The organism is Streptomyces sp. NPDC005551, assembly GCF_042871785.1.
GTDB lineage: Bacteria > Actinomycetota > Actinomycetes > Streptomycetales > Streptomycetaceae > Streptomyces.
Genome location: NZ_JBIAJE010000015.1, coordinates 83,895 through 106,692, shown reverse-complemented (window position 1 = coordinate 106,692; position 22,798 = coordinate 83,895). Strand labels below are relative to the sequence as shown.

Sequence of the window (22,798 nt, the reverse complement as noted above, 5' to 3'; positions counted from 1 at the left end):
CCGCCGCCATCACAGCCGCCACCTCGCCTCCGGCATCCGCCGCACACCCCCGAGCCGCACAGCGAAGGAGCATCGCCATGCTCTCGCACCACCCACGCACCGCCCCCAGCCGCCGGACCTTCCTCGCCGCCGGCGCCGGGGCCGCTCTCGCACTCGGCGTCGGCACCCCCGCAGGGGCCGCCACCCGGCGCCCCTTCGGACGGTACGGCTCACCCGCCGCCCGCCTCACCGCGCGGACCCTGTACGTGGACGCGTCCGGCGCCGGCGACTTCACCACCGTCCAGGCCGCCGTGACCGCCGCGCCGGGGAGCGGCACCACGCTCGTCATCGCCCCCGGCACCTACCGCGAGACGGTCGCCGTCGACGCCGCCCGCACCGGCATGACCTGGATCGGCGCCTCCGAGAACCCGCGCGACGTCGTCGTCGTGTACGACAACGCCAACGGCACCCCGAAGCCCGGCGGTGGCACCTACGGCACCAGCGGGTCCGCCACCACCACCGTGCAGGCCGACGGCTTCACCGCCCGCTGGATCACCTTCGCCAACGACTGGCTGCGCGCCGGCCACCCGGAGATCACCGGCACCCAGGCCGTCGCGATCAAGGTGCAGGGCGACCGCTCCGCCTTCCATCACTGCCGCTTCCTCGGTCACCAGGACACGCTGTACGCCGACTCGATGGCACTCGGCACCTTCGCCCGCCAGTACTACGCCCACTGCTACGTCGAGGGCGACGTGGACTTCGTCTTCGGCCGGGCCACGGCGGTGTACGAGCACTGCCACTTCCACACCCTGAACCGCGCGGACCTGGCCACGGCCCCCTACGGCTTCGTCTTCGCCCCGTCCACCGCGGCCGCCAACCCGCGCGGCTACCTGGTCACCCGCAGCCGGATCACGAGCGCGGCGCCGGACGCGTACTACAAACTGGCCCGCCCCTGGGTGCCCAGCTCGGACCCCACCGCCCGCCCGATGCTGACCGTCCGCGACACCCGCATCGGCGCCGGCATCGACGCGGCCGCGCCCTACGCGAACATGTCCGCCGGCCACCCCTGGCAGAACCAGCGCTTCGCCGAGTACCGCAACACGGGCCCGGGCGCCGCGGCACCCGTCCCGGAGAACCGGCCCCAACTCACGGACACGGAAGCCGCGTCGCACACGCGTGCGGCCCATCTCGGTGACTGGAGTCCCGACGCACGCTGCTGACCGGCCCTCGCCAACGCGGTCTTCGGTCGCCGGTGCCTGGCCGGCGACGGCCGGGGCCACCGCGCGGACCCGGGAAGGCGGACGCCCCCGCCGGTCGTCACCGGCGGAGGCGTGCCTCCGGCCGGCCGAGGGGGGCCCGGCCGACGGGTCTCGGGGAAGCGGGCGGACGTCAGTCGTAACTGACGTCGGACGCCTGGTACTTGCAGTAAGTGCCGTCGGGGCCGCTGCCGAGCTGCTTGGGCTCCTTGCCGGTGTTGTTGCCCTGGAAGCGGACACACGGCTTGATCTTCTTGCCGCTGTCACCGTGGATGCGCACCTTGGTGAGCGTCGCGGTGTCCCCGTAGTTGGAGTTGATGCCGACCAGGGTCTTGCCCGGCGCGGTCACGTCGACGTCGTTGACGACGATCGTGCGCTTGTACTGCTTGGAGCAGTTGCCGCACGAGCGGACCAGCTTGCCGAAGTTCTCGACCCGGAAGCCGGTCACGGTCAGCTTGCCGGCGCCGTTGAACTGGAACACCTTGTCCGAGGCGGACTTCGCGCCGCCGCCGGTCACGGTGTACGTGGCGGACGACGACTTGCCCTTGAAGCTCGCCGCGTCCTCGCCGACGTCCAGCCACCACACGTTCTGCAGGGTGCAGCTGCCCGTGCAGTGCACGCCGTCCGCGCCCGGGGTGCCGATGACGACGTTCTTCAGGACCGCGCCGTCCGCCAGTTCGAAGATGGGGGCCTGGCCCTCGCCCTGACCGCCGTCGCCGAGGTCGCCGCTGCCGTAGAACTTCTGCAGCTTGCCGTCGTACGTGCCCGAGACCTCGATCGTCTTCGGCACGGCCTTGCTGCCCTTCGCGTCCGGCCAGGGGGTCGCCGCGCCGGCGGTACCCAGCATCGAGGCCGTGACGATCGCCGCGCCGGTGAGGCCCAGCGCGGCCGCGCCGCCGACGACCGCGCGCCGCCTGGTGACCCTGCGACGGTGGCGTACGCGCTGTTCAACTCGTGCAGTCATGAACGGTGTTCCTTGGGGTGGGAGGAGATCTTTACGTCTCCTGGTCGCCGCCCGCCGGGAAAGGGTTGCCGCGTCCGCCGATCTTTTTTCGCACGGCTTCTCCGCAGGGCGCGCGGACGTCCACTCCAGGCGTCGCCCTCAGGAGTCGTCGTCGGCGTTCCGGCGCGCGAAGTCGCCCGCCACGCGCAGCGTCCCGTCCGCGGTCCCGGCGGTCGCCGCGTAGCTGTCGTCCTTCGCGTCCCGGCCGCCGCGGGCATGGTCGTACTGGCCCGCGAACACCCACTCGCCGGGCGGCACGCTGCGGCCGGACTTCAGCACCCACGTGTAGACGAGGAAGCCCCCGCGCTCGGTCACCGTCAGCGTGAAGTCGGCCTCGGGCAGCGAACGCCAGGCACCGGCCGAGGTCACCCCGCCCGTCTGCGCGATCCTCAACTCGACGGTGAGCGAGGTGAGTCGCTCACCGGTCTTGAGGGTCACGTCGCTCTGCGCCCAGAAGTCGTTGCTGTGCGGGTCGACCGAGCCGTCCGACCACAGCGGGCCGTCCTCGACGCCCGCCGCGGGCGGGCGCGGCGTCGCCGACGCGGACTTCCCGGGCGACGGGGGGCGGGACGCGGGCGTGTGCGGCTTCCGCGACTGTTCCGGGGGACCGGAGCCGTGCGCGGGGTCCGGCGGCAGTGGTGCCCGGCTCGTCGCACCCGGGGAGGGATCGGGGACCGGCGAGACCGCGGCGGCGCGCTGGGCGGGACTCTCGTCCCGCACGGCCGAGGCGACCGCGTACCCGCCCACCGCGAGGACCCCGGCGACCGCGGCGGTCGCCCCGACGACCCGGGTCCAGCCGAGCACCGGGGGGCGGGCCGCACGGGAGGGCCGCTCGCCGGCCCCCGCCATCCCGCGCTCGACGCGGGCCAGGATGCGCGCACGGTCGGGCTCGTGCGCCGCGGCCGCCTCCCGCAGCCCGCTGCGCAGCTCGTCGTGCACGTCCTGCGCCTCCCTCATCGGTCCCTTCCTCCGGCTCCGCCCGTCCGCAGCACCGCCGCGTGCACGCGCTGCGGCGCCTCCTGCGTGCCGAGAAGCCGCTGCAGTTCGGCCATGCCCTTGGAGGTCTGGCTCTTCACCGTACCGACCGAGACCCCGAGTGCGAGCGCCGTGTCCTTTTCCGACAGGTCGAAGGCGTGCCGCAGCACCACACAGGCGCGCTTGCGGAACGGCAGCCGGCGCAGCGCCTCCTGGACGTCCACCACACCCGGTACGTCGGGGTTCTCGACCCTGTCCTCGCGCTGCGCCCAGAACAGGGTGACCCGCCGGCGCTCGCGCACCGCGCTGCGGATGCGGCTACGGGCCAGGTTGGCGACCACACCCCGCGCGTACGCCACCGGACGGTCCGCCGCGCGGACCCGGTCCCAGCGGTGCCACAGCGCGAGCAGCGCGTCCGCGGCGAGATCGTCGGCCGCGTCCGCCTCACCCGTCAACAGGTGCGCCAGGCGGGCCAGTTCCGCGTAGTGCCGCTCGAAGAAGGCGTGGAACTCCACGGAGGCGGCGTCGTCGACGACAGTGCCCACGGGCGACCTCTCCTCGCGGCTTCTCGGCAACCGGTGCGGGTGCGTGCGTTTACGGCTCCCGTTCGACCCCGGCGCCGACCGATGGTCCGCCGGGGCGAGATCCGAGAGCGTACCAGCGTTTCGTACGAGTCTTCGAACAGCGTATGGCAGGCCGAACTCGATGACGTGACACGGGAGAAGCCCGCACGCGGTGCGACACGGGAACGCTGCGGCGGGTGTCCGTGAGGAGAGCAAGCGCGACGAAGGGCCGCCCCCGGGAGCGGGGGCGGCCCTTCGTCGGTGCGCCGCCGGTTCAGTCCTCCAGGGCCGCCCGCATCGCGGCCCTCGCGACCGGGGCGGCCAGGCCGTTGCCGCTGACCTCCGAGCGGGCCGCGTCGGACTGCTCGACCAGGACCGCCACGGCGACCTCCTTGCCGTTGGAGTCCGACTTCGCGTACGACGTGAACCAGGCGTACGGCGTCTTGCTGTTGTTCTCGCCGTGCTGGGCCGTACCGGTCTTGCCGCCCACGGTGGCGCCGTCGATCCGCGCGTTCGTGCCCGTGCCGTCCTCGACGACCGTGCGCATCGCTGACCGCAGCTGCCCGGCCGTGGCGGAGCTGACGATCCTTCGGGTCTCCGTGCTGCCGTCGTAGTCCTTCAGCACGTTGCCGTCGGCGTCGCTGGTCCGCGCCACCATGTGCGGCGAGACCAGCTTGCCGTCGTTGGCGACGGCCGCCGAGACCATGGCCATCTGGAGGGGGGTCGCCGTCACGTCGAACTGGCCGATGCCCGTCAGTGCCGTCTGCGCCGGGTCCATGTCCTTCGGATACCCGCTCGGGTACGCGCGCACCGGCACGTCCTGCGTCTCGTCGTCGAAGCCGAACCTCTCCGCCATCGCCCGGACCTTGTCCTGGCCCAGAGCGACGGCCATCCTCGCGAAGACGTTGTTGCAGGAGTACTGGAGGGCGACCCGGATCGAGGCGTTCTCACAGGGGGCGGAGGCGTTCTCGTTCGCCAGGACCCGGGTCGTGCCCGGCAGCGTGTACGGGTTCGGGCTGTCCGTCCGCGTGTCCACGTCCGCGTACAGGCCGTCCTCCAGCGCGGCGGCCGCCACGACCAGCTTGAAGGTCGAACCGGGCGGCAGCGGCTGGCGCAGCGCCCGGTTCGTCATCGGCTTGCCGGAGGACCGGGTCAGCTTCTTCCAGACGCTGTCGTTCCCGGTGCTGAGCAGGCCGGGGTCGTACGACGGCGTGGAGACGGCCGCGAGGATCCGGCCGGTCTCGGGGTCGATCGCGACCGCCGCGCCCTTCTTGTCGCCGAGGGCCTCGTACGCGGCCTTCTGCACGTCCGGGTCGATCGTCGTGACGACGTCACCCGGGGCGGCGCGCTTGTCCGTGAGGGTGTCCAGAGGGTTCTTCAGCTGGTTGTCCGTGCCGTCGAGCAGGCTCCGGTAGATGCCCTCCAGCTGGGTCGCCCCGTAGACCTGGGAGCTGTAGCCCGTCACCGCCGCGTACAGACTGCCGTCCGTGTACGTGCGCTTGTACGCGAGGTCGCCGCCCTTCGTCCGTGCGGAGCCGGTGATCGCGTCGCCGGCCACGATGATGTCCCCGAGCGGGTGCGCGTACTGCTCGATCGCGTTCCGCCGGTTGTGCTTGTCGTCCGCGAGTGCCCTTCCGTCGTAGAACTGCACCCAGGTCGCTCTGACCAGCAGGGTGATCACGAGCAGCAGGGTGAAGACGGCGGCACGTCTGATCGTCTTGTTCATCGCGCTCAGGAGGACGAACGGGTGGGCGCGAATCGTTCCCTTCCGTCCGGATTTCTCATCCGCCGTTCATGAAGCGGAGCCCTCAGGCGGAGCTCCGCACGAAGCCTGCCTCGTAGGCGGCGATCACCGCCTGCGTGCGGTCCCGGGTGCCCGTCTTCGCCAGCACGGCCGCCACATGGCTCTTCACCGTCGCGGGGCCCACCCCCATCCGCGCGGCGATCTCCGCGTTGGTCAGGCCCGTGGTCATCAGCCGCAGCACGTCGCGCTCGCGGTCCGTGAGTCTCGCCGTCCACGCGGGCGGCTCGGGGCGGGCGTGTGCGGCGGCCAGCGCCCGTACCGCCGCCGGGAACAGCAGGCTGTCGCTGCGCGCGACCAGCCGGACGGCCTGTACGAGGGCGTCCGCGTCGGCCCGCTTGAGCAGAAAGCCGCTGGCCCCGGCCCGCAGCGCCTCATAGACGTAGGAGTCGTTCTCGAACGTGGTCACCACGACGATGCGGGGCGGGTCGTCGAGTGTCGCGAGGATCTGTTCGGTGGCGCGGATGCCGTCGGTCTCCGGCATGCGGACGTCCATCAGGACGACGTCCGGCCGCAGTCGGCGCACCACCGACACCGCCTCGGCGCCGGTCGCCGCCTCCCCGACGATCTCCAGGCCGTCCTCGGCGGAGAGGATCGCGCGCAGCGCGGTGCGCACCATGCGCTCGTCGTCCGCGAGGACGATGCGGATCGTCGGGCCGCTCATGCGGGTCCCTCCAGCGGGAGTCGGACGTACAGGCGCCACACCCCGTCCACCGGACCGGCCTGCGTCGTGCCGCCCAGCAGCCGGGCCCGGTCCGCGATGCCGCGCAGACCGTGACCGCCGCCCGGGCGGGACGCGGGGACGCCCGTGACCGGGTTCTCGGCGGTGATCTCCAGTTCCTCGCCGTCGCGGGCGATCCGCAGGCGCACCTGGGTCCGCGGCCCGGTGTGCCGCAGCGCGTTGCTGAGCCCCTCCTGCACGATGCGGTACGCCTCCCGGGAGACCAGCGGGGGCACCGACCCGGGGTCCGCCTCGACGGCCGCCGTGACGGGGAGACCGCCGGCGCGGATGCGGCGCAGCAGTCCGTCGAGATCGGCGAGCGTGGGAGCGGGGGCGGCGGAGCGGGCACCGGCGCCCGCGTCCTGCGGCGTGTCGCCCTCCCGCAGTATCCCGAGCACCGCGTCCAGTTCACCCACCGTGCGACGGGTGGTGTCCTCGATCGCGGCGAGCGCCTCGCGGACGAAGCCGGGGTCGGTGTTCAGGACACGCCGGGCGGCGCTCGCCTGGAGGGTGACCGCACTGAGCGCGTGGCCGACGGAGTCGTGCAGCTCGCGGGCGAGGCGGTTGCGTACGGCGAGGTCCGCGGCGCGCCGTTCGGCCGCCGCGAGCCGGTCCTCCGGGGCCGGCCCCAGCAGGACGGGCGCGGCGCGGGCCAGCAGGCGGCCCGCCCCGGCCGCGCAGGCGGCCAGCGCGATCAGCGACGCGGCCCCGGCGACCGGAGAGAGAGCCAACGCCCAGGGCGCGTCCAGGACTTCGGGCAGCCCGAGGCGGGAGTCGCGCAGCCCGGCGACGGCGGGCAGCGCGATGAGCACGGCCGCGAACGGCGGTACGGCCAGGGACATTCCGGCGATGACCCCGCCGAGACCCAGATGCAGCGTGAACCAGGCGGCGGTGCGGCGCCGGGCCGCCCGGGTGCGCGCGGGCCCTTCGGCGAGCCCGTCGCCCTCGACACCGCACAGCGCCCGGACGACGGCCACCGACAGCGGCCGGGCCGGCGGGAAGAGCGCGGTGATCGCGGCGAGCGGCAACCCGAGCGCGAAGGAGGCGAGTTGGAGGGGGAGAGAGTTGAAGACGTACTGCGCGTCCGTCAGCGGTCCCACGACGAGCTCGCCGACGAAGACGTACGGCATCGCGAGCGCGCCGCCGAGGATGAGGTGGATCCACCGCCGCCGCGCCCGCCGTCCGAACAGGAACCGGATGAACCCGCTCACACCGGCCGCTCCGCCCGGACGGACCGCTCCGCGAGGAAGTGCGCGCCGATGGTGACCACGAGCATGCCGACGATCATCTGCCCAGCGTAGGTGAGGGTCATCGCCTCCGTGGGGCGCCGGGAAATGTCGTCCACCGGGCCCAGGCTCGCCAGCGCCAGCCAGCCGCCCCAGCAGGCGGTGGCCGCGGAACCGGTCCAGGCGAGTGCCAGCGGCACCCGCGCGGGCAGCGCGCGCCCCCGCCGGAACGCGAGCAGCCAGGCGCCGGCGACGGCGGACAGCAGGAACCCGGCGTCCAGGACCTCGAGGACGTAGAAGTCACCGGTCCGGTCCGCGGCACGCCCGGTGCTCAGTCCGGCCGAACTGCCGCAGGCCCACAGCAGATGAGCGGTGACCGGGAACAGGGCGAGGACCGCCCCGGCGACGGCGGTCGCCCGCTGGGCGGATCCCACGGCGCTCGCGGGCAGCTCCCGTACCCGGCCGCGCCACAGGTGCCCCCAGCGGTCCCGCGCGTACAGGACGAACAGTGTGCCCAGCGCGAGGCCCTGCACGATGAACCCCGTGTACACGACCCCGAACACCCACTCGTCGAGGAACGGTTCCTTGCCGGCGTCCCCGGACTCCGGCACGGAACCGCCGAGCGCCCTGACCAGCAGTTGCAACGGAAACCCGGTCATGACCGGCACGAGCAGCCCGGTCGCCACCCACATCGGGACGGCGAGCAGCCACGCCGGCACGCGCCGCCCCCAGGGCCGGGTCAGCAGCAGGACGATCACGATGACGGCGCCGTCCATCAGCACCGTCAGTGCGTTGGCCACGGCCATCTGCGCCCGGTGCTCCAGCAGGGAGCTGCCCTCGGGGATGCCGAGGTGACTGCCCGCGATCCAGGCGGTCTTCAGGCCGAGATACGGGAGGCAGGAGACGACGGCGACGGCGCGCAGGACGTGGCGGACGCGGTCGGCCCGGCCGCGCGCGGAGGCCCGGGAGGGTTCGGTGACGGGGGCGGTGGAGGAACCCGGTGGAAGCGACATGCCCTCACGGTCCCGCGGCGGCCTCCCGCCCCGCGTCCTGCGTGCCGACGATCCGCCTCCGCCGTGCGGGGGAGAGGAAGGTCGTCCGTCCTGCGAGCCGTCCCGGTGTCCGGGGGAGCAGGCCCACCGGGGTCGGGACGACCTCGTGGAGCCCCTCGGGCCGGGGGTCAGGACGACGTCGTCGAGCTCCTTGGCCCGGAGGCCGGGCCCGCGGGGTGAGGACGCCGGCGCCGATTTCCCCGGCCCGGGGGTCAGGCCCGCAGGGAGAGGACGACCTCGTCGATCTCCTCGGCGCGGGCGTCGGCGTAACCGCGGGTGCGGGCGGTCTCGCGGAAGCCGCACTTCTCCAGGACCCGCAGGGACGCCGTGTTGTCCGCGGCGGCGCGGGCCTGAAGCGGCCGCTCGGGGACGAGCGCGAGCAGGGCGCGCAGGGCCCGCGTCGCGATGCCCCGGCTCCAGTACGCGCGGTCGATCCAGTACGTCACCTCGCGCTCACCCGGCTCGCCGTACACAGCGGCGCTGCCGACCACGTCGCCGTCCGCGAGGACCGTGCGCACCACGGCGGACGAGGCGCGGACGCGGCGCCAGTGGGCGTCGAACCGGTCCCGGTCGGCCGGGTCACCGGCCGTGAACGCGGCCATGCGGTTCGACTCGGGGTCGTTCGACAGCCGGAAGAAGACCGGCAGATCGCTGTCGTGCACCGGGCGCAGGACCACCTCCACCTCAGAGCCTCCGCGTCGCAAGGGTGAGCCGGTCACGGGCGTCGAACAGCGCGTCCTTGACCATCTGCTCGTGGGCGGGCGTGAGCCGCGCCACCGGCACGGAGCAGCTGATCGCGTCCCGCGCCGGCGTGCGGTAGGGGATCGCGACGCCGAAGCAGCGCAGCCCCAGCGTGTTCTCCTCGCGGTCCACCGCGAAGCCCTGCTCCCGCACCTGGTGCAGCTCCTCGATGAGCTTCTCCCGGTCGGTGATGGTGTGCTCGGTCAGCGCAGGCAGCGTCTCCGGGAGCATCTTGCGGACCTGCTCGTCGGTGTGGGTGGCGAGCAGCGCCTTGCCCAGGGAGGTGGAGTGGGCGGGCAGCCGCCGTCCCACCCGGGTGAAGGGGCGCAGGTAGTGCTGCGACTGGCGGGTGGCGAGATAGACGACGTTCGTCCCGTCGAGCCGGGCGAGGTGGATCGTCTCCGTGGTGTCGTCCGACAACCGGTCCAGCGTGGGCCGGGCCGCGGCCACCACCTCGTCGCCGTCGATGTAGGACGTGCCGACCAGCAGGGCGCGGACGCCGATGCCGTACCGCGTGCCGGTCGCGTCCGTCTCGACCCAGCCGAGCTCCACCAGCGTGCGCAGCAGCATGTACAGGCTCGACTTGGGGTAGCCGACGGCCTCCTGGACGGCGGCCAGGGAGTGCATTCCGGGCCGGCCGGCGAAGTACTCGAGCAGTTCCACGGTCCGTACCGCGGACTTGACCTGTGCCCCGCCGCCTGTCTCGACTGCCGACATCGCGCTTGACCCCTTCGTTGGACGCGAAATAGTCTCCAACAGCATATTCACCATCAGAGACGGCGTTCAGTATATCGAACGCGGCTGGTGCGTGACACAGGAAGTACGGCATCACATCTGGAGGAACCCGCGGTGGCAGCAGCACCAGTCTGGAGTGTCGACCCCCGTACCGGGAAGCAGCGTGAGCAGGTCGCGGTGGAGGCCACGGCCCAGGAGGTGGACGAATCCGTCCGCGCCGCGCACGCCGCCAGAGGTGCACTCGCCGACCGCACCGTACGCGCCGCCTTCCTGCGCACGGCGGCCGACCTGCTCGAAGAGGCCAAGGACCGGCTCGTCGAGGCCGCCGACGCGGAGACCGCGCTCGGCCCGGTCCGCCTCACCGGCGAACTCGCCCGCACCTGCTACCAGCTGCGGGCCTTCGCGGACATCGTCGACGAGGGCGCCTTCCTCGACGTCGTGATCAACCACCCCGACGACACCGCGACCCCGCCGGTACCGGACCTGCGCCGCTACAAGGTGCCCCTGGGCGTCGTCGCCGTCTACTCGGCGTCGAACTTCCCCTTCGCCTTCTCGGTCGCCGGCGGCGACACCGCCAGCGCGCTCGCCGCGGGCTGCCCGGTCGTCGTCAAGGCCCATCCCGACCACCCGGGCCTGTCCGAGCTGGTCGCGTCGACCCTGCGCAGGGCCGCCGCCCGGCACGACATCCCCGCGGGCGTCGTCGGCCTGGTCCACGGCTTCGAGGCGGGCGTCGAACTCGTCAAGCACCCGCTCGTCTCGGCAGCCGGCTTCACGGGCTCGGTCCGCGGCGGCCGTGCCCTCTTCGACGCGGCGGCCGCGCGCCCCGTGCCGATCCCCTTCCACGGCGAGCTCGGCTCGCTCAACCCCGTCGTCATCACCGAAGCCGCCGCCGCCGAGCGCGCCGAGGCGATCGGCACCGGGCTCGCGGGCTCGATGACGCTCGGCGTCGGCCAGTTCTGCGTGAAGCCCGGCCTGGTACTGGCACCCTCGGGCGACGCCGGTGACCGGCTGCTGAAGTCCCTCACCGACGCCGTCAGCGACACCGAGGCCGGGGTCCTGCTCGATCACCGGATGCGGGACAACTTCCTCGCGGGCGTCGCCGAACGCACCGGCCTCGAAGGCGTCGAGTCCCCGGTCACCCCCGGCGCGGGCGGCGAGCACACGGTGAGCCCCGGCTTCCTGACCGTGCCCGCGCACAAGCTGGCTGCCGAGGGCGAGCACGACCTGCTCCTCGAGGAGTGCTTCGGCCCGCTCACGGTCGTCGCACGCTACGAGGACGACGCCGAGGCCGGCGCGGTCCTCTCCCGGCTGCCGGGCAACCTGACCGCCACCGTCCACCTCTCCACCGAGGAAGCGGCCGGCGAGGGGCGCGGCGCCGAGATCCTCGCGGAGCTGACCCCGCTCGCGGGCCGTGTCCTGGTCAACGGCTGGCCGACCGGCGTCGCCGTCGCGCCGGCCCAGCACCACGGCGGGCCCTACCCGGCGACCACCTCCACCTCGACCTCCGTGGGCGGTACGGCGATCGAGCGCTGGCTGCGCCCGGTGGCGTACCAGAACGCTCCCGAGGCCCTGCTGCCGCCGGAGCTGCGCGACGACAACCCGCTGGGGCTGCCCCGCCGTTACGACGGGCGGCTCGAACGCTGACCCCGCCCCCCTGGCAGACTCGGCGGATGGACCTCGAACTTCCCGAACTCCCCTTCCCCCTGCGCACGTACGGGCCGGACGGCCACTGGTCGTACGAGGACGGAGTGCTCACCGGACGGGCGGGCGCGCGGCAGGACCGCTTCGTGCCGCCCACCGGTGAGGCCCTGGACCCGGCCACCGACGCGCCCCGGCTGCTGGGCGCGCCCGAGGGCGACTTCCAGCTGGTGGCCCGCGTCACGGTCGGGTTCACCGCCTCCTTCGACGCCGGGGTGCTCTACGTGCACGTGGCGGAGCGGGCCTGGGCGAAGCTCTGCCTGGAGTACTCCCCGGACGTGCCCACCGTCTGCACGGTGGTCACCCGGGGGCACTCCGACGACGCCAACTCCTTCACCGTCGAGGGCGGTTCCGTCTGGCTCCGGATCAGCCGCACGGGTCGTGCCTTCGCCTTCCACGCCTCCGACGACGGCGTCCGCTGGACCTTCGTCCGGCTGTTCACCCTGGCCGACGAGGAAGCGTCCGGGGCGGCCCTCGTCGGTTTCATGACGCAGTCGCCCCTCGGCGAGGGCTGCGTGGTCACGTACGACGCCATCGAGTACCGCCCCACCTGGCCGAAGGACCTGCGGGACGGCAGCTGAGCACCGGGCCGCCCGCCGCACCCGGTCCGGTCGGCGCGGAACCATCGCGCCGCCCGTCACGTCCTCCGTTGCGTGATCGGAGACCGTGTGGCCCGGGTGCACCGGGTGATCAGGACCGCGCTGCCCGCCGAGGCCCCCGCGGTCGCGGCCCTGCACGCCCGGGCCCGGGCGACGTACTACCCGGACGGCCTCCCCGACGACGGCACGGACTGGCTCGCCAACTGGCGGAGCGCCATCGACCGCCCGGAAGGACACGTGCTGTGCCTGGTCGAGCGCGGCCGGATCGCCGCCCTCGCCTCCTTCCGCACCCCCGAGGGCGCGCCCCGCGACACCGTGAAGCTCTTCCAGTTCCACGTCGACCCCGATCACTGGCGGACCGGCCTCGGCACCGCGCTGCACGCGGCCTGTGTCGAGGAGTGGCAGGCGGACGGGAAGCGCGCGGCCTCGCTGGACGTGCACGTGGAGAACCTGCGCGCCCGGGCCTTCTACGCGCGCCGGGGCTGGGTCCCGGACCCGGAGCACCCGCCCGCCGAGGACGATCACCACCTGGTCCTGCGCTACGCGGTGCCGGGGGAATGACCCCAGCCGCTTGAACGTTCACGTATGTGGCGGAGGGCGTCTCCGTACCCGTACGACCTGGAAGAAGCCGAAGAATGCGCGTCGAGATCTGGAGCGACATCGCCTGCCCGTGGTGCTACGTGGGCAAGGCCCGCTTCGAGAAGGCGCTCGCCGCCTTCCCGCACCGGGCCGAGGTCGAGGTGGTGCACCGCTCCTTCGAGCTGGACCCGACGCGCGCCAAGGGCGACACCGGACTCGTCCTGCCGATGCTGGCCAGGAAGTACGGGATGAGCGAGGCACAGGCGCAGGCCGCCGAGAACAACCTCGGCACGAACGCCGCCGCGGAGGGCCTGGACTACCGCACCGAGGGCCGCGACCACGGCAGCACCTTCGACATGCACCGCCTCCTGCACTTCGCCGGGGAGCAGGGCCGCCAGGACGAACTGATCGACCTCCTCTACCGCGCGAACTTCGCGGAGGAGCGGTCCGTCTTCGACGACGACGAACGGCTCGTGGAGCTGGCCGTCGCCGCCGGCCTCGACGCGGACGCGGCCCGCGCGGTCCTCGCCGACCCGGCCGCCTACGCCGAAGCGGTGCGCGCGGACGAGCGCGAGGCCGCCGAGCTGGGCGCGACCGGCGTCCCCTTCTTCGTCCTCGACCGCACGTACGGCATCTCCGGCGCCCAGCCCACCGAGGTCTTCACCCAGGCCCTGGCCCAGGCCTGGGGCGAGCGGCCGGCGCTGACGCTGATCCAGGAGCCGGGCGGCGACGCGCAGGCCTGCGGCCCCGACGGCTGCGCCGTCCCGGGGAACTGAACCCGCGGACCGGGCACCCGGCCGACGGAGAAACCGCAGGTCGGGGCGCACGTATAAGCGTTTCTTGGTGAAAGCCCGCAGAAACGGGCAATGGACGGGGGCTTCGCGGGGCCGCAGAGTGGTCCCATGGAGACCTTCGAGAGCCTCGTACGAGCCGAGTTCGCCCCGAAGAACACCTATCTGAACACGGCGAGCACCGGACTGCTGCCGGTCCGCGCGGTCGACGCCGTACGGGCCGGCGTCGAGTCCGTGGCGGCGGGCCGGCCGCAGGACATGTTCGCGGACGTGCAGGCGTCCCGGGCCGCCTTCGCCCGGCTGGCCGGCGTCCCCGGCAGCCGGGTGGCGGCCGGCGGTTCGGTCGCCGTCTACACCGGTCTGATCGCCGCCTCGCTCCCCGCGGGCGCCGAAGTGCTCACCGCCGAGGCGGACTTCACCTCGGTCGTGAACCCCTTCCACGTGCGCGGCGACCTCAAGGTGCGCGCGGTGCCGCTGGAGCGGATCGCCGAGTCGGTCCGCCCGGGCACGGCACTGGTCGCCGTCAGCGCCGCGCAGTCCGCGGACGGCCGGGTCGCCGACCTGGTCGCGATCAGGGAGGCGGCCCGCACGCACGGGGCGCGGACGTACGTCGACGTGTCCCAGGCCGCGGGCTGGCTGCCGATCGACGCGGACGCGTACGACTTCGTGTCCTCCGTCGCCTTCAAGTGGCTCCTCTGCCCGCGGGGCGTGGCCTTCCTGGTCGTCCCGGAGGACTTCGGCGGCCTCACCCCCGTCTTCGCCGGCTGGGTCGCGGGCGAGCGCCCCTGGGACAGCTGCTACGGCCCGGTCGAGGAACTCGCCCACTCCGCACGGCGGTTCGACGAGAGCCCCAGCCTCTTCTCGTACGCGGGAGCCCGCCACTCGCTGGCCCTGATCGGGGAACTGGGCGTGGACGCCGTACGGGCGCACGACCTCGCGCTCGCCGACCGGTTCCGGGCGGGGCTCGACCGGCTCGGGCACGCGCCCGTGCCGGCCCCCGGCTCACCCATCGTCTCCGTCCCGCGGCTCGGCCACCGGCAGCCCGAACTGAGCCGGGCGGGCGTCGAAGTCTCCGACCGCGCGGGCAATTTGAGGGCGGCCTTCCACCTCTACAACACCCCCGCCGACGTCGACCGGCTGCTCGACGTCCTCGCCGGCTGACCGCCGGCGGAGAACCGCCCGGGCCGGCACCCCAGGGGTGCCGGCCCGGAACGCGGTGCGCAGGCGGTCAGACCTCCTCGGTCAGCAGGGGGTACACGCCGTTCTCGTCGTGGTCCTCCCGCCCGGTGACCGGCGGATTGAAGACGCAGACGCACCGGAAGTCGGTCCTGGGCCGCATGGTGTGCCGCTCGTGGCCGTCCAGCAGGTACATCGTGCCCGGCGTGATCCAGTGCTTCTCGCCGGTCTCGTCATTGGTCAGCTCGGCCTCGCCCTCCACGCAGAGCACCGCCTCGATGTGGTTCGCGTACCACATCGACGTCTCGGTGCCCGCGTACAGGGTCGTCTCGTGGAGGGAGAACCCGACCTTCTCCTTGGCCAGCACGATGCGCTTGCTCTCCCACGTGCCGGACTTGGCCTTCACATGACGGTCGGTGCCCTCGATGTCCTTGAACGATCGGACGATCACGGTGAGTTGCTGCCTTTCTGTGGTGCGTACGCGGTCAGGCGACGGTCTCGCGGACGGCGCGGGCGAGGGTGCGCAGGCCCTCATCCAGTTCGTCGGGCGTGATCGTCAGCGCCGGAAGCAGCTTGACGACCTCGCTCTCCGGGCCCGAGGTCTCGATGAGCAGACCGAGCTCGAAGGCGCGCTGCGCGACCCGGCCGGCCCGCTCCTTCTCCTTGAACTCCAGGCCCCAGACGAGGCCGCGGCCCCGGTACTCCTTGATGTCGGCGAGGTTCTCCTCGGTGATGGAGATCAGCGCCTGCTCGACCTGCTCGCCGCGGGTCCGGGTCTGCTTCTCCATCGCGGCCCCGTCGGTCCAGTACGTCTCCAGGGCGGCGGCGGCGGTCACGAACGCCGGGTTGTTGCCGCGGAAGGTGCCGTTGTGCTCGCCCGGCTCCCAGATGTCCAGCTCGGGCTTGAACAGGCACAGCGACATGGGCAGTCCGTAGCCGCTGATGGACTTGGACACGGTGACGATGTCCGGGGTGACGCCCGCCTCCTCGAAGGAGAAGAACGCCCCGGTGCGGCCGCAGCCCATCTGGATGTCGTCGACGATCAGCAGCATGTCCTGGCGCTCGCACAGGTCGACCAGGGCCCGCAGCCACTCGGGGCGCGCGACGTTGATGCCGCCCTCGCCCTGCACCGTCTCGACGATCACGGCGGCGGGCTTGTTGAGACCGGAGCCCTGGTCCTCGAGCAGCCGCTCGAACCAGAGGAAGTCCGGGACCTGGCCGTCGAAGTAGTTGTCGAACGGCATCGGGGTGCCGTGCACGAGCGGGACGCCGGCGCCGGCGCGCTTGAAGGCGTTGCCGGTGACGGCGAGCGAGCCCAGCGACATGCCGTGGAAGGCGTTGGTGAAGGACACGATGGCCTCGCGGCCCTTCACCTTGCGGGCCAGCTTCAGCGCGGACTCCACCGCGTTGGTGCCCGTCGGGCCCGGGAACATGACCTTGTAGGGCAGGTCGCGCGGGCGCAGGATCAGGTTCTGGAAGGACTCCAGGAAGGCGCGCTTGGCGGTCGTCGACATGTCGAGACCGTGGGTGACGCCGTCGCGCTCCAGGTAGTCGATCAGGGCGCGTTTGAGCACGGGGTTGTTGTGGCCGTAGTTGAGCGACCCGGCGCCCGCGAAGAAGTCGAGGTAGGCGTGCCCGTCCTCGTCGTACATGCGGCTGCCCTGGGCGCGGTCGAAGACGGTGGGCCAGCCGCGGCAGTAACTGCGCACCTCCGACTCCACGGTCTCGAAGACGCTCAGGTCGGGCTGGGTGATGGTCACAGCGAATCTCCTCCTGGGAGATGAAGTCGTGGGGGATGCCGGAGGGGGACGGCGGTTCAGAGGGACAGCGGTCCGATGCGGTGGAGCACCTCGGGGTCGTGCGGCCCGTCCGGGAAGTGCCCGGTGTCGAACAGGACCTCCCGCTCCAGGGCCGCGCCGTGGCGTGCGGCGTACGACGCGAACAGGCGCTCGGAGGCGGTGTTGCCCGGCGTGATCGTGGTCTCGACGAACTCGGGCCTGCGCTCGCTGTCGCTCGCCAGCCGGGCGGTCAGCCCGTCGAGCAGCGCGGCGGCCAGTCCGCGTCCGCGGTAGTCGCCGTCGACGGCCACCTGCCACACGAGCAGCGTGTGCGGCTGCTCGGGGCGGACGTAGCCGGTGACGAAACCGACGGGGTTCCCCTCCGCGTCCCGGGCCACCGCCGAGGTGCCGGCGAAGTCACGGCACCACAGGAGGTAGCTGTACGAGGAGTTCAGGTCGAGGTTTCCGGAGTCCTTGGCGATGCGCCAGAGCGCGGCCCCGTCGGCCACCTCCGGACGGTCGATCCGGAGGCCCTCGGGCATTCCCAGGAATTCCGCTTGCAGGTCTGCTGGTGCGGCGGTCATGCCGATTGAATTTACCCAGCGAAAGTTGAAATTGCATCGTCGGCCGGGGTTACGAACACGCCGGGCATGTGTTATCACGCGGGCGCGAGCCGCCCGGTTCGGTCGAGGCGATATCCAGCGTTCTGTCCGTATAAGGGGGGAGGAAATGGACGTCTTGTGGAGTGCATCACAGCGCGGTGGCGTGGATGCGACCTGCCCGGATTCCCTCGGCCGGCGTTCGCGAAATCTTTGCGTTTAGCATCAGCGAAAGCGGGCAGAAGAGCAAAGCGAAAGCTATTCCGGAAAATGCTGAGTGAATGGGCGGGGAAAAGCGCTTTGCATTGCGCTGCATTTCTGCGGACGTGGCGGATTTCTGCAACTCGGAGAGATGGGCCGTCCCCGCGCGCGGCATGCTCCGACGTCGTGGGACGCCTCACGTGAAGGGGCCGACGCGCGCGTCCGAGGGGTACGCCCCAGCCGGACGGCCGGGGCGCATCACTTGCCCGGGGGAGGCCCCGGGCGCGGGGCCCACGGGGCCGGGATCACTCCCACACGTCGGACACCGCGCGCCCCGCCGCCTCCAGGTCCACCGCGCCGCCCAGCTCGGCAAGCGCGGACCCCAGTGCCGTCAGGCAGGCCCGCACGACACCGCGCGTCGCGTCCGGACCGTAGTGGTTCACCCGGATCATCTCCTTGGCGAGCGCGCCCCCGCCCGCGACCAGCGGGAGCGCGGGATCGGCGGCCAGGGCCCGCGCCACCAGCCCCGACGCGTCGATCCCGGGCGGCGTCCGCAGCGTGGTCGCCACGGGCGCGGCGTCCGACACCTCGTGCACGTACGGCTCGATGCCCCCGCCCAGTGCGAGGGCGCCCGCGCGCGTGGCCGCCGCCGCCGAGGCGTGGCGGGCCATCACGGCGGCCGGCCCCTCGGCCTCGATGCGCTCGACGCACGCCTCGAGCGCCAGCATCTCCAGCTGCGCGGGCGCGTGCAGCAGCGCCTTGCGGCCGCCGTCGATCCACCGCTCCTTCCAGTCCAGAAGGGAGAGGTACGACCGGCGCGGGGCCGCGGGATTCGCCGCCATCCGCGCCCACGCCCGCTCACTCACGGACACCGCCGACACGCCCGCGGGCCCGCCCATCGCCTTCTGGGCCCCGATGACGCACAGGTCCACGCCCCAGGCGTCCGGCAGCACCGGCTCGGCGCCGATCGAGGCGACGGCGTCCAGGTAGAACAGCGCGCCGTGCTCCCGTACCACCTCGCCGATCGCGCCGACCGGGTTCGTGTTGCCGGTGGCCGCCTCGGCGTGCACGAGCGAGACGAAGTCGATCCCCGGGTGCTCGGCGAACGCCGCTCGGACCTGCCCGGCCGTGACGGCCGCGTGGAACGGCACGGCGAGGTCGATCACCCGCGCCCCGCAGTCCCGCAGCCAGTCGCCGAACGTCTGCCCGTACGGGCCCGTGACGATGTTGAGAGCCGTCGTCCCCGGTCCCGCGGTGGCGCGGATCGCGCCCTCCAGCGGAAGCAGCGCCTCGCCCTGCATGATCACGACGTCCTGCCCGGTGGACAGCAGCCGGGCCACCCGGTCCTCGATCGACGCGAAGTGCGCCGCGGTCAAGGGGGCCAGGTCCAGGAAGGGGTGGGTCACGGCGACGCTCTCTTCACTCACGGGTTCCAGTACGCGGATTCCAGTACGTGGATACGCGGTATGAGCGTAACGGGCGGTCCCGCGGCGGCCCCGGCAAGGTCCGGGCGGGCCCGCGTTCGGTGCTCCGTGCCCCCTCCGGGGTCGGGATCCGAGGCCGGACGGCCCAGTGACCATCGGATTGATTTGAGCAACCCAAACCTTTCCTTATAATCAGAAGCCTCAGTTCCCTCACAGGAGGTCCCCCGTGAACTCGGTCCTCGGACGCCGGACCCGCATTCTGGCCGCCACCACCGCGACGGCCGGGCTGCTGCTCGTGGCCGGCTGCTCCTCGGACGACGACGGGGGCAAGAAGACCACCGCCGGCGGGGTCACGCTGGTCAAGGGCGGTCAGCTCACCACGTGCACCCACCTGCCGTACCCGCCCTTCCAGTCGGAGGTCGACGGCAAGGTGCAGGGCTTCGACGTCTCCCTCATCGACCTGGTCGCCGAGGACCTCGGCGTGAAGCAGGCCATCGTCGACACACCGTTCGAGAACTTCAAGACCGGCGCGTTCCTCAACTCCGGCCAGTGCGACCTCGCCGCCGCCGGCATGACGATCACCGAGGAGCGCAAGAAGAACGTCGACTTCTCCGACCCGTACTTCGACGCGACGCAGGCCGTCCTGGTCGACAGGAAGAGCGGCGTCAACTCCCTCGCCGACGTGAAGTCCAAGGGCAAGAAGCTCGGCGCCCAGGCGCAGACCACGGGCGAGGACTACGCGAAGAAGCAGGGCTTCGACCCGGTCTCCTTCGAGTCCTCGGACGCGGTCATCAACGGCCTGCGCTCCGGCCAGGTCCAGGCCGTCATCATCGACTACCCGGTCGTCCAGGGCTGGCTCAAGGACAAGGCGAACGCCGACGCCTTCAAGGTGGTGGGCAACCTCAACACCGGTGAGCAGTACGGCTTCACGGTGAAGAAGGGCAACACCAAGCTGGTCGCCGCGGTCAACAAGGCGCTCAAGGACGCCAAGGCCGACGGCACGTACAAGAAGCTGTACGAGAAGTGGATCGGCCCGTACGACGAGTCCGCGGCGACCGCCTCCCCGTCCGCCTCATGAGTGAAGCGGGCACCACGGTCCAGCCCCGCAAGTCCGGCCTGACCCGGCGGCAGAAACGCGCCGTGTCGCGCGGTGTCCAGTACGTCGTGTTCGTCGCCGCCCTGATCGCCTTCGCGCTCACGGCGGACTGGGGGCGGCTGAAGAACCAGTTCGCGCAATGGGACCTGGTCCGGCAGATGTTCCCGGACGTCATCACGCTGGCCCTGAAGAACACCGTGCTGTACACGATGTCCGGCTTCGTCTTCGGCCTCGTGCTCGGCATGGTCATCGCCCTCATGCGGCTGTCGCCGGTGGGCCCCTACCGCTGGCTCTCCGGCATCTACATCGAGGTCTTCCGCGGACTGCCGGCCCTGCTGATCTTCGTCTTCGTGGGCGTCGCCGTACCGCTGGCGTTCCCCGGCACGGAGATCCCGGGCGGCACCTACGGCAAGGTGGCGCTCGCCCTCGGCCTGGTCTCCGCCGCGTACATGGCGGAGACGATCCGCGCCGGCATCCAAGCGGTTCCCAAGGGGCAGATGGAGGCGGCCCGTTCCCTGGGCTTCTCGCACGCCCGGGCCATGGTCTCGATCATCATCCCGCAGGCGTTCCGCATCGTGATCCCGCCGCTCACCAACGAACTGGTCCTCCTCTTCAAGGACTCCTCGCTGGTGCTGTTCCTCGGGGTCACGCTGGAGGAGCGCGAACTCACCAAGTTCGGCCGCGACCTGGCCAGCCAGACCGCCAACTCCACGCCGATCCTGGTCGCGGGCCTGTGCTATCTGCTCGTGACCGTGCCGCTCGGCTTCGTCGTGCGGCGCCTGGAGGCCAAGGCCGGGGAGGCCACCAAGTGAGCACGTCCAGCACACCGGAGATCCAGGTCAAGGGGCTGCACAAGTCCTTCGGCGCCAACGAGGTGCTGCGCGGCATCGACCTGGAGATCGGCACCGGCGAGGTGGTCTGCGTGATCGGCCCCTCCGGTTCCGGCAAGTCGACCCTGCTGCGCTGCGTGAACCTCCTCGAGGAGCCCACGAAGGGGCAGGTCTTCGTCGGCGGCACCGAGGTCACGCACCCCGACGTCGACATCGACGCCGTCCGCCGCCGGATCGGCATGGTCTTCCAGGCGTTCAACCTCTTCCCGCACCTCACGGTGACCGAGAACCTCGCGCTGCCGCAGCGCCGGGTCCTTCGCCGCGACAAGGCGCAGGCGGCCCGGGTGGCCGCCGAGAACCTGCGCCGGGTCGGCCTGTCCGAGAAGGCCGACGCGTACCCCGCCTCGCTGTCCGGCGGCCAGCAGCAGCGGGTGGCGATCGCCCGGGCGCTGGCGATGGGCCCCGAGGTGATGCTCTTCGACGAGCCGACCTCGGCCCTCGACCCGGAGCTCGTCGGGGACGTGCTCGCCGTCATGCGGATGCTCGCGAACGAGGGCATGACCATGATGGTCGTCACCCACGAGATGAGCTTCGCCCGCGAGGTCGCCGACCGGGTCGTCTTCATGGACGGCGGTGTGGTCGTCGAGGAGGGCGCCCCCGCACAGGTCATCGGCAACCCCGGCCACGAACGCACCCGGCACTTCCTGTCCCGGCTGCTGGACCCGGCGATGGCGGACGTGGAGGAGGGCACGGCCGGGACGGCCGAGAAGGGCCTCTAGCCGGGGCGCGCGGGCCAGGAACTAGGGTGCGGTCATGAGTGATCGCGCGGTGCTGCACGTGAAGGGGCGGGTGCTCGTCGGCCCCGACGACGTCCGGGACGAACTGTGGGTCGTCGGCGGGAGGATCTCCTACGCGCGCCCCGCCGGCGCCCACGACGTCCGCACCGTGCGGGGCTGGGCGCTGCCCGGTCTCGTCGACGCGCACTGCCACGTCGGGCTCGGACCGCACGGGCCGGTGCCCGAGGACGTCGCGGAGAAGCAGGCGCTCACCGACCGCGAGGCGGGCACCCTGCTGATCCGGGACGCCGGCTCGCCGTCCGACACCCGCTGGATCGACGACCGCGACGACCTCCCGAAGATCATCCGGGCGGGCCGGCACATCGCCCGCACCCGCCGCTACATCCGCGGCTACGCCCACGAGATCGAGCCCGGGGACCTCGTCGCGTACGTGGCCCGGGAGGCCCGGCGCGGCGACGGCTGGGTGAAGCTGGTGGGCGACTGGATCGACCGCGGTACGGGCGACCTGAGCGCCTGCTGGCCGCGGGACGCCGTCGAGGCGGCCATCGCCGAGGCCCACCGGCTCGGCGCCCGCGTCACCGCCCACTGCTTCGCCGAGGACTCCCTGCGGGACCTGGTCGAGGCGGGCATCGACTGCGTCGAGCACGCGACCGGTCTGACCGAGGACACCATCCCGCTCTTTGCCGAGCGGGGCGTCGCGATCGTCCCCACGCTCGTCAACATCGCCACCTTCCCGCGGCTCGCGGCGGGCGGTGACGCCAAGTACCCCGTCTGGTCGGCGCACATGCGACGGCTGCACGAGCGGCGCTACGACACGGTACGGGCCGCGTACGACGCCGGAATCCCGGTCTACGTCGGCACCGACGCCGGAGGCTCCCTCGCGCACGGACTGGTCGCGGGCGAGGTCGCCGAACTCGTCACCGCGGGCATCCCGCCGCTGGCGGCGCTGTCCGCGACCGCATGGGACGCCCGGCGCTGGCTGGGCAGGCCGGGACTCGATGAGGGGGCACCCGCGGACCTCGTGGTCTACGCCGAGGATCCCCGCGCGGACGTCCGCGTGCTCGCCGCACCGCGCCGGGTGATCGTGAACGGCAACCCCGTCGGCTGACCTCGCGCGCACCTCCCCGGTCGACGCGGCGTGACGAAGGGCCGACGGGCTCGTTGAGCACCTCGCTTCG

Annotated in this window: 23 protein-coding genes; 10 read left to right on the top strand and 13 right to left on the bottom strand. The window is 72.4% G+C overall.

Translation table 11 applies throughout. The features are described from left to right. The first annotated feature begins 77 nt into the window (after positions 1-77). Positions 78-1,199, top strand: a complete 1,122-nt coding sequence (locus tag ACFYP4_RS32350) for a pectinesterase family protein (RefSeq protein WP_358855699.1) — start codon at positions 78-80, stop codon at positions 1,197-1,199. Between the two features lie 169 nt (positions 1,200-1,368). Here the strand turns inward: ACFYP4_RS32350 and ACFYP4_RS32345 are convergent, their stop codons facing one another. The 9 genes from ACFYP4_RS32345 to ACFYP4_RS32305 all read right to left on the bottom strand — a co-directional run bounded on the left by ACFYP4_RS32345 (position 1,369) and on the right by ACFYP4_RS32305 (position 10,034). Then, positions 1,369-2,199: a pectate lyase gene (locus ACFYP4_RS32345; RefSeq protein ID WP_358855700.1), complete on the bottom strand. Its 831-nt coding sequence runs from the start codon at positions 2,197-2,199 to the stop codon at positions 1,369-1,371. Between the two features lie 138 nt (positions 2,200-2,337). Continuing rightward, on the bottom strand, positions 2,338-3,195 hold the full coding sequence (locus ACFYP4_RS32340; protein WP_358855701.1) for a hypothetical protein: 858 nt from the start codon (positions 3,193-3,195) through the stop codon (positions 2,338-2,340). Then, positions 3,192-3,758, bottom strand: a complete 567-nt coding sequence (locus ACFYP4_RS32335) for a SigE family RNA polymerase sigma factor (RefSeq protein WP_358855702.1) — start codon at positions 3,756-3,758, stop codon at positions 3,192-3,194. Before ACFYP4_RS32335 ends, ACFYP4_RS32340 begins: the two co-directional genes overlap by 4 nt. 292 nt (positions 3,759-4,050) lie before the next feature. Further along, complete coding sequence (locus ACFYP4_RS32330) at positions 4,051-5,502, bottom strand: peptidoglycan D,D-transpeptidase FtsI family protein (RefSeq protein WP_388790309.1); 1,452 nt, start codon at positions 5,500-5,502, stop codon at positions 4,051-4,053. 82 nt (positions 5,503-5,584) lie between these two features. Beyond that, positions 5,585-6,241: a response regulator transcription factor gene (locus ACFYP4_RS32325; protein WP_358855704.1), complete on the bottom strand. Its 657-nt coding sequence runs from the start codon at positions 6,239-6,241 to the stop codon at positions 5,585-5,587. After that, positions 6,238-7,509, bottom strand: coding sequence for a histidine kinase (locus ACFYP4_RS32320; RefSeq protein ID WP_358855705.1), 1,272 nt, complete (start codon positions 7,507-7,509; stop codon positions 6,238-6,240). The genes ACFYP4_RS32325 and ACFYP4_RS32320 overlap by 4 nt, the downstream gene beginning before the upstream one ends. Further along, positions 7,506-8,537, bottom strand: coding sequence for a hypothetical protein (locus ACFYP4_RS32315; RefSeq protein WP_388790305.1), 1,032 nt, complete (start codon positions 8,535-8,537; stop codon positions 7,506-7,508). Before ACFYP4_RS32315 ends, ACFYP4_RS32320 begins: the two co-directional genes overlap by 4 nt. Positions 8,538-8,788: 251 nt before the next feature. Then, positions 8,789-9,259, bottom strand: coding sequence for a GNAT family N-acetyltransferase (locus ACFYP4_RS32310; protein ID WP_358855707.1), 471 nt, complete (start codon positions 9,257-9,259; stop codon positions 8,789-8,791). A gap of 1 nt (position 9,260) precedes the next feature. Beyond that, positions 9,261-10,034 (bottom strand): IclR family transcriptional regulator, encoded by a 774-nt coding sequence (locus tag ACFYP4_RS32305; RefSeq protein WP_358855708.1) that lies wholly within the window; start codon positions 10,032-10,034, stop codon positions 9,261-9,263. A gap of 132 nt (positions 10,035-10,166) precedes the next feature. Here ACFYP4_RS32305 and ACFYP4_RS32300 point away from each other — a divergent pair, with 132 nt between their 5' ends. The 5 genes from ACFYP4_RS32300 to ACFYP4_RS32280 all read left to right on the top strand — a co-directional run bounded on the left by ACFYP4_RS32300 (position 10,167) and on the right by ACFYP4_RS32280 (position 14,880). Continuing rightward, entirely contained in the window at positions 10,167-11,696 is a 1,530-nt protein-coding gene (locus ACFYP4_RS32300; protein WP_388790301.1) for an aldehyde dehydrogenase (NADP(+)), read from the top strand. A gap of 26 nt (positions 11,697-11,722) precedes the next feature. Then, entirely contained in the window at positions 11,723-12,331 is a 609-nt protein-coding gene (locus tag ACFYP4_RS32295; protein WP_358855710.1) for a DUF1349 domain-containing protein, read from the top strand. Between the two features lie 72 nt (positions 12,332-12,403). After that, positions 12,404-12,910, top strand: coding sequence for a GNAT family N-acetyltransferase (locus tag ACFYP4_RS32290; RefSeq protein ID WP_358855711.1), 507 nt, complete (start codon positions 12,404-12,406; stop codon positions 12,908-12,910). Positions 12,911-12,984: 74 nt separating this feature from the next. Next, a complete protein-coding gene (locus tag ACFYP4_RS32285) occupies positions 12,985-13,704 on the top strand; it encodes a DsbA family oxidoreductase (protein WP_358855712.1) in 720 nt (239 codons plus the stop codon). A 126-nt stretch (positions 13,705-13,830) separates the two neighbouring features. After that, positions 13,831-14,880, top strand: a complete 1,050-nt coding sequence (locus ACFYP4_RS32280; protein WP_388790297.1) for an aminotransferase class V-fold PLP-dependent enzyme — start codon at positions 13,831-13,833, stop codon at positions 14,878-14,880. A gap of 67 nt (positions 14,881-14,947) precedes the next feature. On the opposite strand, the gene ACFYP4_RS32275 is transcribed toward ACFYP4_RS32280, so the two are convergent. The 4 genes from ACFYP4_RS32275 to ACFYP4_RS32260 form a co-directional block, all read right to left on the bottom strand. Beyond that, positions 14,948-15,346, bottom strand: coding sequence for an ectoine synthase (locus ACFYP4_RS32275; RefSeq protein ID WP_358855060.1), 399 nt, complete (start codon positions 15,344-15,346; stop codon positions 14,948-14,950). A gap of 34 nt (positions 15,347-15,380) precedes the next feature. Next, positions 15,381-16,655: a diaminobutyrate--2-oxoglutarate transaminase gene (ectB, locus tag ACFYP4_RS32270; RefSeq protein ID WP_358855061.1), complete on the bottom strand. Its 1,275-nt coding sequence runs from the start codon at positions 16,653-16,655 to the stop codon at positions 15,381-15,383. A gap of 56 nt (positions 16,656-16,711) precedes the next feature. Further along, positions 16,712-17,257, bottom strand: coding sequence for a diaminobutyrate acetyltransferase (gene ectA / locus ACFYP4_RS32265; RefSeq protein ID WP_358855062.1), 546 nt, complete (start codon positions 17,255-17,257; stop codon positions 16,712-16,714). Positions 17,258-17,778: 521 nt separating this feature from the next. Next, positions 17,779-18,879: an aminotransferase class V-fold PLP-dependent enzyme gene (locus tag ACFYP4_RS32260; protein WP_358855084.1), complete on the bottom strand. Its 1,101-nt coding sequence runs from the start codon at positions 18,877-18,879 to the stop codon at positions 17,779-17,781. 244 nt (positions 18,880-19,123) lie between these two features. Here ACFYP4_RS32260 and ACFYP4_RS32255 point away from each other — a divergent pair, with 244 nt between their 5' ends. From ACFYP4_RS32255 to ACFYP4_RS32240, 4 genes are read left to right on the top strand one after another with little or no spacing between them, the layout of a single operon-like run. After that, on the top strand, positions 19,124-19,975 hold the full coding sequence (locus ACFYP4_RS32255; protein ID WP_358855063.1) for a transporter substrate-binding domain-containing protein: 852 nt from the start codon (positions 19,124-19,126) through the stop codon (positions 19,973-19,975). Continuing rightward, a complete protein-coding gene (locus tag ACFYP4_RS32250) occupies positions 19,972-20,805 on the top strand; it encodes an amino acid ABC transporter permease (protein WP_358855064.1) in 834 nt (277 codons plus the stop codon). Before ACFYP4_RS32255 ends, ACFYP4_RS32250 begins: the two co-directional genes overlap by 4 nt. Further along, a complete protein-coding gene (locus ACFYP4_RS32245) occupies positions 20,802-21,602 on the top strand; it encodes an amino acid ABC transporter ATP-binding protein (protein ID WP_388790292.1) in 801 nt (266 codons plus the stop codon). The genes ACFYP4_RS32250 and ACFYP4_RS32245 overlap by 4 nt, the downstream gene beginning before the upstream one ends. A 34-nt stretch (positions 21,603-21,636) precedes the next feature. After that, positions 21,637-22,728, top strand: a complete 1,092-nt coding sequence (locus ACFYP4_RS32240; protein ID WP_358855066.1) for an amidohydrolase family protein — start codon at positions 21,637-21,639, stop codon at positions 22,726-22,728. The last annotated feature ends 70 nt before the right edge of the window (positions 22,729-22,798 follow it).